Source organism: Nitrobacter vulgaris (assembly GCF_031453995.1).
Lineage (GTDB): Bacteria > Pseudomonadota > Alphaproteobacteria > Rhizobiales > Xanthobacteraceae > Nitrobacter > Nitrobacter vulgaris.
In genome coordinates, this window is the sequence record NZ_JAVDPZ010000013.1 from 96,371 (window position 1) to 110,847 (window position 14,477).

The 14,477-nt window shown below is 59.0% G+C and carries 15 protein-coding genes; 3 read left to right on the top strand and 12 right to left on the bottom strand.

Annotation, left to right across the window (positions count from 1 at the left end; genetic code table 11):
* The first annotated feature begins 62 nt into the window (after window positions 1-62).
* Window positions 63-1,352 (top strand): site-specific integrase, encoded by a 1,290-nt coding sequence (locus tag GGQ85_RS10270; RefSeq protein ID WP_309774416.1) that lies wholly within the window; start codon window positions 63-65, stop codon window positions 1,350-1,352.
* A gap of 96 nt (window positions 1,353-1,448) precedes the next feature.
* Here GGQ85_RS10270 and GGQ85_RS10275 read toward each other — a convergent pair whose 3' ends face one another.
* From GGQ85_RS10275 to GGQ85_RS10325, 11 genes are all read right to left on the bottom strand, one after another.
* Entirely contained in the window at window positions 1,449-1,763 is a 315-nt protein-coding gene (locus tag GGQ85_RS10275; RefSeq protein WP_309774417.1) for an integrase core domain-containing protein, read from the bottom strand.
* The gene (locus GGQ85_RS10280) at window positions 1,750-2,016 is read right to left on the bottom strand and encodes a hypothetical protein (protein WP_309774418.1); all 267 of its coding nucleotides are present in this window, start codon (window positions 2,014-2,016) and stop codon (window positions 1,750-1,752) included. The genes GGQ85_RS10275 and GGQ85_RS10280 overlap by 14 nt, the downstream gene beginning before the upstream one ends.
* A 143-nt stretch (window positions 2,017-2,159) precedes the next feature.
* Window positions 2,160-2,852, bottom strand: a complete 693-nt coding sequence (locus GGQ85_RS10285) for a glutathione S-transferase C-terminal domain-containing protein (RefSeq protein WP_309774419.1) — start codon at window positions 2,850-2,852, stop codon at window positions 2,160-2,162.
* 73 nt (window positions 2,853-2,925) lie between these two features.
* A complete protein-coding gene (locus GGQ85_RS10290) occupies window positions 2,926-3,270 on the bottom strand; it encodes a hypothetical protein (RefSeq protein ID WP_309774420.1) in 345 nt (114 codons plus the stop codon).
* Between the two features lie 116 nt (window positions 3,271-3,386).
* Window positions 3,387-4,382: an FAD:protein FMN transferase gene (locus tag GGQ85_RS10295; RefSeq protein ID WP_309774421.1), complete on the bottom strand. Its 996-nt coding sequence runs from the start codon at window positions 4,380-4,382 to the stop codon at window positions 3,387-3,389.
* A gap of 9 nt (window positions 4,383-4,391) precedes the next feature.
* A complete protein-coding gene (locus tag GGQ85_RS10300) occupies window positions 4,392-4,946 on the bottom strand; it encodes a nitrous oxide reductase accessory protein NosL (protein ID WP_309774423.1) in 555 nt (184 codons plus the stop codon).
* The gene (locus tag GGQ85_RS10305; RefSeq protein WP_309774424.1) at window positions 4,943-5,770 is read right to left on the bottom strand and encodes an ABC transporter permease subunit; all 828 of its coding nucleotides are present in this window, start codon (window positions 5,768-5,770) and stop codon (window positions 4,943-4,945) included. Before GGQ85_RS10305 ends, GGQ85_RS10300 begins: the two co-directional genes overlap by 4 nt.
* A complete protein-coding gene (locus GGQ85_RS10310) occupies window positions 5,767-6,687 on the bottom strand; it encodes an ABC transporter ATP-binding protein (protein ID WP_309774425.1) in 921 nt (306 codons plus the stop codon). The genes GGQ85_RS10305 and GGQ85_RS10310 overlap by 4 nt, the downstream gene beginning before the upstream one ends.
* Window positions 6,684-8,042 carry a nitrous oxide reductase family maturation protein NosD gene (locus GGQ85_RS10315; RefSeq protein ID WP_309774426.1) on the bottom strand — a complete coding sequence of 453 codons (1,359 nt, stop codon included), beginning with the start codon at window positions 8,040-8,042 and terminating at the stop codon, window positions 6,684-6,686. Before GGQ85_RS10315 ends, GGQ85_RS10310 begins: the two co-directional genes overlap by 4 nt.
* 14 nt (window positions 8,043-8,056) lie before the next feature.
* A complete protein-coding gene (nosZ, locus tag GGQ85_RS10320) occupies window positions 8,057-10,006 on the bottom strand; it encodes a TAT-dependent nitrous-oxide reductase (protein WP_309774427.1) in 1,950 nt (649 codons plus the stop codon).
* Window positions 10,007-10,028: 22 nt separating this feature from the next.
* Complete coding sequence (locus GGQ85_RS10325; RefSeq protein ID WP_374708874.1) at window positions 10,029-12,323, bottom strand: 4Fe-4S binding protein; 2,295 nt, start codon at window positions 12,321-12,323, stop codon at window positions 10,029-10,031.
* Between the two features lie 392 nt (window positions 12,324-12,715).
* Here GGQ85_RS10325 and GGQ85_RS10330 point away from each other — a divergent pair, with 392 nt between their 5' ends.
* Window positions 12,716-13,597: a ferritin-like domain-containing protein gene (locus GGQ85_RS10330; protein ID WP_309774429.1), complete on the top strand. Its 882-nt coding sequence runs from the start codon at window positions 12,716-12,718 to the stop codon at window positions 13,595-13,597.
* Window positions 13,598-13,759: 162 nt separating this feature from the next.
* Window positions 13,760-13,987 carry a hypothetical protein gene (locus GGQ85_RS10335; RefSeq protein ID WP_309774430.1) on the top strand — a complete coding sequence of 76 codons (228 nt, stop codon included), beginning with the start codon at window positions 13,760-13,762 and terminating at the stop codon, window positions 13,985-13,987.
* 307 nt (window positions 13,988-14,294) lie between these two features.
* On the opposite strand, the gene GGQ85_RS10340 is transcribed toward GGQ85_RS10335, so the two are convergent.
* Window positions 14,295-14,477 (bottom strand): integrase core domain-containing protein (locus GGQ85_RS10340; RefSeq protein ID WP_309774431.1); only part of this gene is annotated, 183 nt, incomplete at its 5' end.

Below are 14,477 nucleotides of genomic sequence, written 5' to 3' on the forward strand. Positions count from 1 at the left end.
GCGCCGGAGCTAGGCAGCTGACTGAGCGCGAGGCTCACGAATTGGCAGCTCCGATTTATGATTTGTGGCTCGCCAAACACCGCGACAACCCGAGCGGTAATACCTGGCACACCGAAGTCTTTGAACGCATGTGGCATGTCCCCACACGCGAGGAGATTGTCGCGGACCTTTTTGAGCCCGACTCTCAAGCCGTTCGACAACACGAAAAGGACGATGAGCGAGCGGTTCTCCAGCAGAGCTTGTGCCTGATGTATGCTGGCGACGTCCTCGAACAGCAGGGCCTCATCCTCGATCCGACTAGCGAAATCAAACTGGAGAAGGCGGTAGCCGTCGCGCTTCAGCGCGCGAGCCTGGTGCTTGCTCGCTTAAAACGCGGGGAATTCGAGGCGATCGGTCCCGGTTCGTGGGGTTTGGGAACCCGGCCCAATGAGCCGAAAAAGCCCGTCTCATTCAACGTCCTATTGGATCGGTGGGTCGCAGAGCGCAAGCCCGCGGAAAAGACCCGATACGAATGGACGCGTGTGTTCAATGAGTTTCGCCGGCACGTGCAACACGATGACGCGTGCCTCGTCACCCGCGAAGACGTCGTTAGCTGGAAAAACAGTCTTGTCGACGCGGGAGGTTCGACCAAAACCATCCGTGATGCAAAGCTGGCTCCCCTTCGTGCCATCTTCCAAGTCGCGGTTGACAATCAGCTTCTTCCAATCAATCCGGCGGCAAACCTTCCCATAAAACTGAAGGCAAAGCCGGGGCAAGGACGCCGCGGTTATACCAATGCAGAAGCCCGGATCGTGCTTGCAGCAGCCGCGGAGGCACGTGATCCGGTTCGCCGTTGGGTTCCGATGTTGGGTGCTTATTCGGGGGCCAGAGTTGCTGAGATCTGTCAGCTGCGGGTACAGGACATTACGGAGATTGATGGGATCCACTGCATGAGTTTCACTGCCGAGGCTGGTCCCCTCAAGACGGAGAGCTCCGAGCGTACGATACCTATTCACACAGCCATTATCGATGCTGGTTTCTTGGAGTTCGTGGCCAGTATCGAGAGTGGTCCTCTGTTCGTTCAATTGAAGCCTGACAAGTTCGGCAGCCGGGGTGGCACAGGTACCAAGGTTCTCGGTCGGTGGGTTCGATCTTTGGGCCTCAAGGACACCCGGTTAGCCCCCAATCACTCATGGCGCCATCGGATGCGTACGCTTGCACGGGACTATATGCTGCAGCCAGACCTCATTGATGCCATTACGGGCCATCGAAAGAGAACTGTTGCCGACGGGTACGGAGAATTCCCGATGCGCGCCCTCAAACGTGAGCTCGATAAGATACCTGTGTTGTCGCTGTCGCTAAAAAAGCTGTGACACTTGTTGAGAGAAGACTCCTGACTACGAATCTGGGGGTCAGGGGTTCGAATCTCTTCGGGCGCGCCAGTGATTTCGGGTTGTGCCTACCGCAAATTAAATCCGAACATATTGATGGTGCAGTCCGCCCAGAATCGGTCGACAGAGAATGCGTCCGGCTGTCTCGACGGCACGTGATATCGGCGCGTCCTTGTTCAATGACAGATGGGTGCGTGTGCCGTTGTAGTAGCTCATGTACAAGAGCAGCACGTGGCGCAGATGGCGTTTGCCGAATACCACGATATGATCAAGGCATTCCCTGCGGATCGATCCGATCAGCCGTTCGGCGTATGCATTTTGCCACGGTGAGCGAGGAGACGTCGGGCGATCGCGAATACCGATGGAAACGTTGGCGACATCACCGACTGTCATACTCGACCGTCCAGCGTCGCGTATTAGATGCATCCTTGATGCCGGTGACGTGATAGGAAAAATCGGTATTCTCATGAAGATAAGTGGTTGAATCCAGCAACGCGTTCGATACATGACGGTGCTCGACCGCAACTAGGCGATCGTTGATACTGATGGTGCTACTGAGTGAATCGGCGACATACTGAAGAGTTGTGCCGTCCGGCAACGTCGCGGATTTGATCCCGACTGGCTCGGGCGCATGAGATCCGCCCAAGGACCGCCAAGCCAAGGGTGGCGGACTTTTTTCGCGATTGGGCCGATGCGCCAGTTGCTCCCATCCTTGGCGGACTGCACCATCAGTATGTCTGGGTTTGTATGCAGGCACCCGGCGCGCCACAATCGGCCTTACCTTATTTCTCACATACTGACCGCTGAGTGGATGGTACGGCAATGTTGTGCCAAACCTTCGTGCGAGACCACGAATTGTTTCAATGGCGTCTCGATGTCGTAAAAGTAAATGTTGGCGATGAAGCCATAGATGGCGGCGTCGATGGTCGTCGGTCTGTCCCCATGCACATAGCCTTGCCGCGGGATCTGGTTCGCGAGTGCGGCGAGATCGGCGAGCCCTCTATCCATTGCAGCGTCAGCCTCGAATCGGCCAATGCCCTGGTAGTAATATCGCTGGGCGTTGAACTCCTTGGCCTTCATCAATCCGTCATCGGTAAGGTTCGGATGTTCGCGCTTGAGCGCATCACGGAACTGGGGCCAGTAGCGCTCGTCCTTCCAGCGCGAATATGACATTACCCAGTAGAGATCGTCGAGCGTGCGAGTAATCAGGAGATTGGTTGTGCGCTGCGCCGGCGTCAGCGCCCCATCCAGCGTCACGCTATATTTTCCGGTGATATAGACAAGGATGGTCTCGCTATCGCCGACGCAGTCATGGCCGTCGACTATATAGGGCAATTGCCCGCGCGGCGCCTTCGACGCATCGAAAATGTGTTCGTGCCGGAACGGTACACCGGCAAGCTTCAGAAAAGCGAATACCTTCAGACCATAGCCATTGTTGTCGGCGACGCCGAACAGCGGCGGATAGGAATAGAGCGTGAGCATGATGGCCCGTCACGTTCAAGGTGGCCCTCGCCGAAGCACATTGATTTGTTGCCTCAATACCAAAATCTCGGCCTCAAGCGTAGCTCGCGACCGGAAAAGATCCGTGAACATCCGCCAGATCAGTCTGCACAGGTCCAACATTACGCGACAGCATCAGCCGATTGGCGTCCGGGTTCGTTTCGGTAATGGATTCTAACGTTGCTACGTAGCGCTCCATCATGCGATCGCGAACAGTGTACGCGAGGCACATGTACCAGTCGTTCCGTGTCGCATATCTTGGCAGTTTCCCAAGAAGGCAGTGCAAATTCTCGATTAAGGCTGCGGCGATCGCATCCGCACCGAGTCCGGTGCGAACGTTCGTGAGAGCGATCGGGCCGGACGAGTTGACTCCGGAACGACTAGCGGTTGCAGATCCCATAGGTTCGTCCTCCATGCTTGGCCCAACCGTTATCCCCTCTCAAGACACCAGATCATTTGCAATCATCCTCGAACGCGGTTCTCAGCGGCATTAACGCAACGAACAGGCTATGGACGTCAGGCGATGATGTCGACAACGGCTCCTCCGGCATCAATCAGATGAGTCCGTTCGATGCCGGCCCGGGACATCAACGTTCGTATCCGCGATTGATCCATTAGGCTGAAGGCCGTGGACAACGCATCCGCAGCCGTGGCGGTTTTTGCAATGGTGGTGACGCTCCGATAGAGATGGCCGCAAGTCCCCAACACCGGATTGAAGAGATGATTGAAGCGGCCTGCTGGATCAAACTGAAAGCCGTACGCACCGGAGGTCGAGACGGCGCGGTCGACGATCGGAATCTCGCTCTGGATTCGCGCTGAGGAGTCAGGATCGGCGATCCCGACCCCCCAGGGGCAGCCATCCGGACGCGCGCCGATCGCGCGTATCTCGCCCATATCCACGAGACTGTGAGCGATGCCTTGCGAGCACAACAAGTCGACTACTCTGTCGGTGATGTATCCTTGTGCGATTCCGTTGAACGTGAGCGCGGTTCCTTTGGGCGCGACGATACGATCCCTGCTGATCAACAGGCGGTGATATCCTACGCGTGCAAGCGCCGCTTCGACGGATGACTGGTCGGGTCCTGCGGGATCAGGATCCACTTTCGTGAAATGGTTTGCATAAAGCTCCCACAATGGCTGTACCGTCGGATCGAACATGCCGCCCGTCAGCTCTGCATACCCGAGTGACGTTTGAAGAAGCTCCACAAATTCTGGGGCCGGGTTCACGAGGACGCCGCTGCGGTTCAACTGCACCAGGTCGGAGTCTTCTACATAGAGGCTGAACAGACGTTCGAGCCTTCGTGCTTCCGCGCGAGCCATCGAGATCAATCGTTCGGCCTGGTCGCGATCACGATGATGGATCGTCATTGTGGCGACGGCGCCCAACAAGGTGCCGTGCCAGACCGTCAGATCTGCCTCTGAAGTCGAGGCGTGGACAGGCACTCCAAGCGCCAAGCCCGCCGCCGCACCGCTAATCCGGATGAAACGTCGTCGCGAGATCGCGCGCGCCATGGTGCCCTCTCAATCGAGCGAAACGCGCCCTGGCGCGCTTTCCGGAGCCGCCCCGAACTTCGTTTCCTCCGAACCGAGAACGTATTCGCGCGGCACTTCCGCGAGAGAAACAATGCGGCCGCCATTTTCGGCGACGAACTTCTCGGCCGCTGCGCGCTCCGAAAATGGCACAGCCTCGTCGCCCCCCATTCCCCCCTTTGCGCGACTGTCGATGACAAACAATGTTTTTCGGGCCTCGACCCAATTGTCCGGCCCGGGCTTGTCCCAACTCGGGGCCTTGCCCATGTCGGACACGTAGATCGCCTGGATATCCTTCGGCTCGTCCGGCAGCAGGGTGAAAGCGATGGTGTCGCGCGCCGAGGAAAACCAGACCGGATCGATCCGGCTGGCGACGAAAATCTGCCCTTTCGGTCCCGGGTGCTCGAGTACGTTCATGCCGCAGTAGTGACCGATCAATTCCGCCGTCAGACTGTGTGGCGACGGCAGCCGGGCTGCCGGCTTGTCGTCACAGCCGAGAAGCGCGAGCGGTACCAATAAAACAACTGCGAGGATCGAGCGTTTCATAGCTCCCTCCGAGAAAAAGCGATCGCGGCCAAGGCGAGCGGGATGGACGTCCAGCAAATGAGCGCAATTAGGAGTATCCGGGATGTTAAGGACGTGCTCTGGGCCAAGCCCGCCATGCCCGCGAACGTACTCACGTTGGCGAACCCTGTCAGGTTGAACAACCGATACACGTCCGTGGGATTCAGCAGGAGCAAGGCGTCGAGCCCGGCCGCCGAAAGGGTGTGCCCCTGATCCACCGCCAGCAGACCGAGAAGCGACATGTCGTAAATCAGGACCAGGAGCAGCCATAGACCAATGCAGACGCCAGCGGCGGTCCCGCGATCTCGCACCAGTGTGCTGACGAGATAGCCGATGGACACGAATGCCGCGCCCAACAGTACCGACGAGCCGATCATGGCGGCAAAGGCAGTGAGGCGGTCGGAATCGATCTGGCTGCCAGTAACCAACAGAGCAGCGGCCGCAATTCCGTAGCCCAAGCAGGTCGCGAACGCGAGGACCCCTAAATGACCGAGAAATTTCCCGAGGAGAACCTGCCAGCGAGCTACCGGGTAACTCAGCAGCAGGAGCATGGTCCCGCGCTCCATGTCGCCGACGATGGCATCGTGGGAGATCAAAAGCCCGATCAAGGGGATCAGGAAAATGGTCAAGCTGGAAAGGCTAACGATGACGACGTCCAGCGCACGAACACCGACCGTGCCTGTCGGAGCACTGCCGAGAAACGTCAGCGACAGCGCCAAGGCTGCAAGCAGCAAGGTCGAAGCGAGTACCCATCGGTTTCGGACCGCCTGGTGGATCTCCTTACGTGCAATGATGAGGACCGTCATGGCGTCAGCTCCGCTTTCCGCAAGAAGTGCGCATAAAGTTCGTCGAGCGACGGCGGGATCACATCGAGATCTTCCACTGCCGTTTTCGACGAGGTGGCCTTATGTAGAAGTTCGATTTTGCGTTCGGGCTCCGCGTCGATCTCGACAATGCGGCCGTTCACGCGCCGAGAGGGTGCATCGGCCGGCAGCCAGGACGGCAATTCGCCGGGCGCGAGGCCGACGACCTTCAACCGAATCTTAGTCGGCAGCCGGGCAATGGTGCGCAACCGCTCGATTGATCCATCGGCGACCTTGACGCCGCGATTCATGATGATGACGCGCCCGGCCCGCTCCTCGAGTTCGGTCAAGACGTGTGAGGACAACAGAACGGTGGTGCCTGTGGTTGCGAGTTGTTGAATCGCCTCGTAGAAGGTTTGGCGCAGTTCGGGGTCCAGTCCTGTAGTCGGCTCGTCCAGTAGAAGCACCTGAGGATGGCCGATGAGCGCCTGAGCAAGTCCTAAGCGTTGGCGCATACCCTTGGAGTAGGTGCCCACACGTCGATGGGAGGCGTCGCCTAAGCCGACGGCGTCGAGTAGCTCGAAAGCCCGGGCGACGGGCTCCCGCTTGAGCCGCGCGTAGAACTCCTGGGTTTCGCGCCCAGTGAGGGCGGTATCGAAAGAGACGCTTTCTGGAAGATAACCGAGCCGCCGTCGGCCGGCGAACTGTCCCGCCGCAGGATTATCGCCGAGCACCTCGATCCTTCCGCCGGTCGGGCGAATCAATCCGAGCATGAGCTTCATCAGCGTGGTCTTGCCCGCGCCATTGTGGCCGATGAGCGCCACCACTTCGCCTTGGTCCAGATCGAACGAAGCGCCGCGGACGGCTTCGACCCGGCCATAGTCTTTTGTGACTTCGGATACGCTCACAGTCTTCGTCATCGCACCTCCTCGGCCGCAGGGCGCGCGGGCGGAGATATGAGAGGGTGACTGTCGATCACCCCTCCCGGAAGCAGGGCCGGAAATTGCGCCTGCGCCCAGCGGATCACCTGGACGGCAGGGCTGTTGATGAGGAGCTTCGCAGAGGGCGCCGTCCATAGCACGCGATCGATGAGGTCGTTCGGCCGGTACGCCGTATCGGCGATTCCGTCTCCGTTGAGGTCGAACGCTGGATTGTCGCTCCAATAATTGCCGCGCCCGCCGGTCGACCAGTCCAAGTGTCGGGTGCCAACGTATTTCACTTGGTTGGCGTTGTTGACGAAGGCGTTGCCGACAATTTCGTTGCCTTCGGAGCCGGCGGTGAAGTGCACTCCAATGGCGCAGCGTTCGAACCAGTTGTCGCGGAACCTATTGTGATTGGTGTTGTAGATGAACACGCATTTTTCCGGACCGCTGCGAAGGGCTCGTTCCCGCTTCGGCTCCGGAAGCATGTCGCGCTCGTCGTTCGGACTGGACTCCGACTGGTCCATCACCGCATTCAGTGGGCCACCCGTTACCCGGTTGCCGTCGATCTCGGCGTAGTTCGCGTAGTTAAACAGAAACCCGTGGTCGCGGTCGTGATCGGAGATGTTGCCGCGGATCACCAGGCGATTCGAATACATGATCGCGTAACCGACATGGCTTCCGATCGAAACGTTGCCGCTGACTTCGCTATCGTCGGTGTACATATAGTGGACCGCGAAGCGTACCTGCTCGAAGCGATTGTTGACGAAGCGGTCCTTCCGGCTGGAGATCGTGAAGATTCCGTCGCGACCGTAGCGGAACGTATTATCCGCAATCGTGACGTCGGGTGCATTCCAAAGGGAGACGCCGTTGCCGGCCTCGCTGAGCCGGCCGCCTCGAAGCCCCTCGATGACGTTGCCGGCGACCCGCGACCCAGCCGCTCCGTGCACGTAAATGCCGAACAGGTTCCCGGTCAGGCGGTTGTTCTCAATCGTCGCACGAACGGCGGTCTTCTGGAGAAAGATTCCGGAATTCATTGCCTGCAGATCGCGCCCCGATCCGCGGACAGTCACGCCGCGGACGGTGACATCGGGCGCCGTCACCGTGACCGCGTTGCCGACGCCGCCGCCATCGATCACCGTGCCGGGGCGTCCGATCAATACGAGAGATCGATCGATCCGGATCGCGCCATTGTACTCGCCAGGAACGAGTTCGACGACGTCACCGTCTCTGGCGCGATCGAGAACCGTCTGCAGCGGCCGATCGGGCGCGGCGGTCAGCGTCTCCGCGCGGGCGAAGCCGGCGAATTCAGCCGCGACCAGCGCCGCCAAAAGCATACGCAGCGGAAGACGCACGACGCAGCTCCCGCTCAGACCGATTTCGGCTCGACGAACATGCGACCTTTCATCTCCATGTGCATGGCATGGCAGAACCAGGAGCAGTAATACCAGTAGACACCGGCTTTATCGGCCGTGAACGAGACCGACGCGGTCGCTTGCGGGCCGATCTCCATGTTGATGCCGTAGTTCACGATGCAGAAGCCGTGTGTCAGATCCTCGACCGCATCGAGATTGGTGACGAACACGGTGACCTCGTCGCCTTGCTTGACCTGGAATTGTTGGAGCCCAAACGTTGGCGCGATCGACGTCATGTAGACGCGCACCTTTCTGCCATCTCGAATGAGCTTGGAATCTGCCTCGAGATCGATGCCGTCGGCCTTGGCCTGTTTGACCGCATCCGCAAACATCGGATCCGCACGGTTCCAGATCGATATCGGGTTGATCTTGGAGTGGTGGACGATGGTGGCATCGTGCGGCTCGGCAAAGCTCGGGCCATCGTGGACCAGGATCATCTTCTCGCCGGAGATGTCGATGAGTTGGTCATTCTCGGGCTTCAGTGGACCGACATTAAGAAAACGATCCTTGGAAAACTTATTTAGCGAGATCAGCCATTTCCCGTCGGCCTCCTTCGTCTGCCCCATCGACGAATGGTTGTGACCCGGCTGGTAGTGCACATCGAGTTTCTGGATGATCGGATTGACTTTCTCGCCCTTGAACGCTCGTTTGGCCAGCTCGATGTTCCATTTACAGACTTGGCTATCGAGGAACAGCGTCGTGTAGGCATTGCCCTTGCCGTCATAAGCAGTATGCAGCGGGCCGAGGCCAAGCTCCGGCTCGGCTACGACGACGTCACGGGGCTTGATCTTGTCGTCGAACAACTGGTCGAACAGGCGCACGTCCATCACCGTCACGGTGGGTGAGAGCTTTCCGGCCGCCACGATGTGGATTCCGTCGGGAGCCGTATTCATACCGTGAGGATTGTTCGAGACCGGAACGTAGCGGGTATAGGGCGAGCTCTTCCGGCCGTCGATCACCGGCACTCCGTTCATTTCCTTGAAGTCGCCTTTCTTGACCGCCTCCTCGATCCGCTTGAGGTTGAAGATAACCACCCAGTCCTGCTCGTTGGCGGTCATGTCAGCCGCGGTTACCCCTTCCTCGGAGTTGTAGCAGGTCGAGAAGCAGTACTTGCCTTGGTAGTCGGAATCGACATTGTCGAGATTTCCGCTCACCATGACCTGCCAGGCTACCTTCATCGTGTCGCCGTCGAGCGCGGTGAAAATGGAGCGGTATTCCTTCGGATTGTCCAGAACCGTGCCGTCGTTCGGCAGCGGAACGCCGTCTTCGCCGTTGCAGAATACGTATCCGGTGCGGGGATATTTCTGCAGCCGCAGGCCATGAACCGTGTGCTGGTTCGGCAATTCGATGATCTTGTCGCACTTCATAACGTCGAGCCGCACCCGCGCGACGCGGCTGTTCGCCTTGTCATTCATGAATGCGTAGCGGCCGTCGTAGGTGCCGTCCGTGAATGAAATGTGAGGATGGTGCAGGTCGCCATTCATGTAAGTGCCGCCGCGGCTCTTGAGGAGCTCTCGCGTTGCCGGCTGCATTCCCTCAGTCAGTACCTTCAGGCTCTCGTTGGTTTGGCCCCAGCCGGTGGCGCTGCAGCGGTTGAAGACGGGGACCCGCATGAGTTCGCGCATTGAAGGAAGTCCGACGATCCGCATCTCGCCGGACTGGCCGCTCGAGAAGAACACGTAGTATTCATCAAGCTCGCCGGGCGCGACCTCCGTTTTGTGCACAGCCGGCCGGGCCGCCTGGGCTGTCGGCGCAGTCGCCTTTGTCTGCGCGGCCGCAGGCGAGACGAAGTCGCCGTGGTCTTTCATCGCAGCTCCGCCAGCCAAGCCAACCCCCGCTGCCGCCACCGTTGTTCCCAGCACGGTTCGTCGACTGACCACCTTTGCTTTTTCGTTCTGGCTCATGAATGCCTCCTCGGCTTTCGGTTCAGGTTGCGGGTGGAATGACGGCGGGCGATGCGCCGACGCGCTTGCCGTCGGCGGAAATGTCGGGAGCGGGAACGTTGCCACCCGCGCCAATCGAAGGCGGCGACAGCGCTTGACGCTTCTCTCGCTTCAACCGCACCTGGATCATGTGCGGGCAGCGGTGATCATCGAAATAGAGTTCCTGACAGTGCATGCAGTAGATGCATTCGTTGACGTTGATGTGCCCATCCAGATGAATCGCCTGGACTGGGCACTCGTTGGCGCAACGCTGACAGGGTGAGCCGCATTCTCGCCAGCGCCGCAACCATTCGAACATGCGGATACGGCCAGGAATCGCCAGCGCCGCTCCAAGCGGGCATATGTAGCGGCAGAAGAAGCGCTCGACGAAGAGGCCCGCTGCGAGAAGGGTTAGGGCGTAAACAACGAACGGCCACTCCCGCGCGAACTTCAGAACAATCGATGTCTTGAACGGTTCGACCTCGGCGAGTTGTTCCGCGAACGCTGTGGAGTAGAGCGACATGCCGAACAGGCCGAGGAACAAGATATACTTGATCGGCCAAAGCCGTTCATGAAGACCCCAAGGAACGCGGTACTGCGGGACTTTGAAGGCCTGTGCGACGTTGTTCAGCAACTCCTGCAGGGCACCAAACGGGCAAAGCCAGCCACAAAATGGACCGCGCCCCCAGAACAGCAGTCCCGCCGCTATCGAGGCCCACAGAATGAAGATCAGCGGTGCAGATAGGAAGTATTCCCAATTGAAGTCGGTCAGCAACGAGTTCACGAAGGTCAGCACATTGACCACCGAGAGCTGAGCGTTTGCGTACCAACCCAGCCAAACGAGGATGAAGAGCAAGTACCCCCGGCGAACCCACGTGAACATTGTCGGGCGACACACCAGGAAGTTTTGAAAGAAGAAGATCAAGGTGAGCGCGCCCAACGCCGCGGCGACGATTGCGATCTTCACGACATTCGCGCGCCAGATCCGCATCCAGAGCGGTTCCTCGTCGGAAGCGTCGGGCGGTGTGCCGACTTCGCGCTGCTCGACGATCATGGACGCCGGCGTTTTCGCTGGTGCGGCTTGTGCCGGCTGCGCCTGGCGCTTGAGATAAACGTCGGGTAATGTGTACCCCAGATCGAATTTGACCAAAGCCTTGTCCCGGGCGCCGACCACGCGCTGAACCAACAGTTGCAGTATCCACGGTTGGGTCGGATCGAGTGGCATCTCCGGCGGTACCGTGAACAGCGCGATTTCGGGGGACTTGGGTGCTCCTTCGGCGGCAAGACTGCCCAGCCGGGTGTGATCACGGTCCCGAAAGCGAACGCTATTAGTCTCCTGGATTAGTTCGATCCGATCGAAGATCCCCCCGCGGACGTAGGCCGCCCCTTTGAACGAGTATCGACTGGCCCCAACGACGACGAGCGCCTGTTGTCCCGGCTTTAGCCGTCCGGCCAGGCGGTTGTAGCCTTCGTCGCCGAGCAAACTACGGCCGATAGTAGGGACAGCTACATCGGCGACATACAGATCGATGAACGTGTCGTCCGGCTCGCCTTGCTCCGGGTGCGCGACCGCTGCGGCATTGCCTGAACTCTCGAAAGCTCTGTTGATGTCCGCTACCGTAAGGAATAGTTGCCGAACCGAACCATCCGCCACGAGACTTTGCCAGTCGCGAATCTCGCTCTTGCTTGGATCGATGGCTTTCAACGCTTGTGGTGCCGCTATGGCGGTTGCATTGCTTTGCAAGCCAAGTCGCCCGCTCCTGATCAACTTCATCGCGGAACGCACGATGCTGTCCCCGATCACCAACAGCGTAACGGTTGCACCGCTGATGATATCGACCTGGGGCGCCGGCGCGACTCCGCGCGTCACGTCTCTCATATCGACGCCGGTCAACTTGTTGACGGCCTCCAGAATCCGTTTCTCCGGGATGCCGACCAGCACGATCGGTTCTCTATGCTCGACGAGCTTGAAAGCGGTGAGGACGCCCTCGGGATCGATTCCAACCAGAAGCCGGATCGGCTTTCCCGAATAACCGGTGGCGTTGACGAAGTCGGAATTGAGATAGACGAATCCTTGCAACCGGTCGCCGCGGTAGGCAGGGACAACGGGGGGATCACCCTGCGGCGGGCCGAAGCGATCGGCCTCCGGAAAGAAGTCGGCCGGTGAAACTTTCGATATATACGATGCGAGGTCTTGTGCCGCGTGGGCACCGCGCGCGAACAGAGGCACCGATGTCAAGACGATCGCTGCGACGATCGCTCGAAAGACATTCCGACTCACGTAGAATATTCCCCGCACGGAAAGCCTTCGCGTTGAAGCCGCCTCGGAAGGTGCTCCACTTCGTCCTCGGAACAGGACACCGTTGGAGTGGGCCAGATGTTAGCGAGTTCACCGCTCACAGTTGCAGCTTCCCCTCATTTATTAGGCACAATCTATAAACAGAGACGGTGGTTCAGTTGACCTAGATCAAAGGGACGCCACCCGTGCCGTCTAAAAGATCAATCGATTGACGATTTATGACGTTCGGCGTGACTTCAGACGGGAAGGGCTGAATCTGAAAGACCGATTGGTCGGCGTCTCATGGTCGCGAACGACACACGCTTTCGAAGGAACCGAGCGAATCTCGCAATCGGAGAGCGACAGCGCGCAAACCGCGATCAGACTATTGAGGAACCTATTTCAGGTACGTCATGCTGCTGTCGCAAACGCTTCGGCTGAAAGACCATCCTAAGGGGATTCTGTACTCGCTTGAGGAAATGTTCGCGCTGGCCCACGCGATGGAGCAGGAGGCGGCTCGCAAATACGATGAGCTTGCAACAGCCATGCAAGAGCAGGGCTTGCGCGACCTGTCTGCTGTCTTCGCCAATCTCGCCGTGGCGGAGCGCGAGCATGTGGATAGCCTGAACCGGTGGTCGCTATCGCGGCTCGGCAAGCCGCCGGATCCGAGTCTCGTCCGCTGGCGAGCGCCGGACACATTCGATGCGGAGGCGACCGCCGAAATCAAGGCATCGCGTCTCATCACGCCCTATCAGGCCCTGGCTATGGCGGTTCGGAACGAAGAGCGCGCCTTCGCATTCTGGTCATACATGGCGGCATCCGCGAAAGGCCCTGACATCAAGAGCGCTTCCGAAGCAATGGCGCGCGAAGAACTCGGGCATGTCGCCACTCTCAGACGAGAGCGTCGCCGGGCCTATCATCGAGAGCGCTCACGCGCGAAATGCCAGACAGGGCTGCAGCCTGCCGGCGGTGCGGAAAGCAGGGTGAACGCCCGGATACTCGAACTTCGGCTCGCCGCGCACCTGGACGGCCTGACGCATCGCTCCTCGGGAGCTGTTGGAGGTCGCCTGCTCGAGCTTCGCGAAGAGACGCTCCTCATGGCCGAGGAATCAGCAATCGTTAATCTCCGAGCGGAGTTCGCAGAACTCGACGCCCAAGCCCTCGCCGAGGCACTTGCGGATGCGTACTTGACGGAGGCGGAAAATGCCGGCGATGAGGAGCGCGTCGATCTGTTACAGCGCCTCGCGATGAAAGCGATAGCCAGATTGGCCTGGTTACAGTCCATGGCTGACTGAACTCAGAATGCTTAGCGCAGCCCCTCGTTCCTCAAGCCAAAGTCTGATTTCCGATGCCGTCACGGATCCGACGCCTGGCTCGGACAACAATTCCTCCCAAGTGTAGCTGTCTTCAAGCGCGACGTGGTATGGCCGTGATCTCTACCACCGATATTCACCACGTTGGTGAAAGTCCTTTCGCTGCACCATGAATTCCGGCAGTCGCGCGATGCCATTGGCTATGCGTCTGGCCTCGTCCGTGGTCAGTTGTTGAAGGTACTGACCGAAACGGGTCTGATGAAGATCGTCGCGAGCGTAGATATGGGCCAGCCGTATCCCATTGGCGTCCAGTACTTCAAAACAATGTTGCGTCCGCTCAACCCGCCTGGGCGGTGGAAAACGCCTTTTTAAACTGCTTGACTCCATGAGAACAGAATAGGAACGTGATCCTTACCGGGTCAAGACGGAACTGTGGTGATGGGCTGGCGTTCGCAAAAAACTACGAACTGATAAACGAACGCGACTTCAGCCGTCTGCCGTTGCGTGATCGGAGGATTATTCAACGAGCCGGCTGGATTGTGGCGCTAGCGATCGTGTTCGCCTGCATTGTGGCCGGATATTTCGGGTGAACCTGTCATTGATCCTGACCCAGGAAGCTGGTCCATGTTGAAGGCAATTTTTTCGGGCATTGGAGCTGCCCCGTTTTGTGGTCCAGATGTCAGGCAATTTCTCGAGCTGTTTGAGTTTGTCGTGCGAACTCGTTCGGCGTCAAGTTGCCGAGCGAGGTGTGGGGCCGATCATTGTTGTAGTGGCACCTCCATTCCTCGATCCGTTCGATAGCGTCGGCCATCGACAGGAACCATGAGGCATTCAGGCACTCCGCCCGGACGCGACCGTTGAA

Coding starts and splice junctions, on each gene's coding strand:
- nosZ (WP_309774427.1), bottom strand. CDS start 10,006: ATGAGCCAGAACGAAAAAGCAAAGGTGGTCAGTCGACGAACCGTGCTG.
- GGQ85_RS10275 (WP_309774417.1), bottom strand. CDS start 1,763: ATGACAGTCGGTGATGTCGCCAACGTTTCCATCGGTATTCGCGATCGC.
- GGQ85_RS10295 (WP_309774421.1), bottom strand. CDS start 4,382: ATGGCGCGCGCGATCTCGCGACGACGTTTCATCCGGATTAGCGGTGCG.
- GGQ85_RS10305 (WP_309774424.1), bottom strand. CDS start 5,770: ATGACGGTCCTCATCATTGCACGTAAGGAGATCCACCAGGCGGTCCGA.
- GGQ85_RS10285 (WP_309774419.1), bottom strand. CDS start 2,852: ATGCTCACGCTCTATTCCTATCCGCCGCTGTTCGGCGTCGCCGACAAC.
- GGQ85_RS10300 (WP_309774423.1), bottom strand. CDS start 4,946: ATGAAACGCTCGATCCTCGCAGTTGTTTTATTGGTACCGCTCGCGCTT.
- GGQ85_RS10310 (WP_309774425.1), bottom strand. CDS start 6,687: ATGACGAAGACTGTGAGCGTATCCGAAGTCACAAAAGACTATGGCCGG.
- GGQ85_RS10330 (WP_309774429.1), top strand. CDS start 12,716: ATGCTGCTGTCGCAAACGCTTCGGCTGAAAGACCATCCTAAGGGGATT.
- GGQ85_RS10290 (WP_309774420.1), bottom strand. CDS start 3,270: ATGGGATCTGCAACCGCTAGTCGTTCCGGAGTCAACTCGTCCGGCCCG.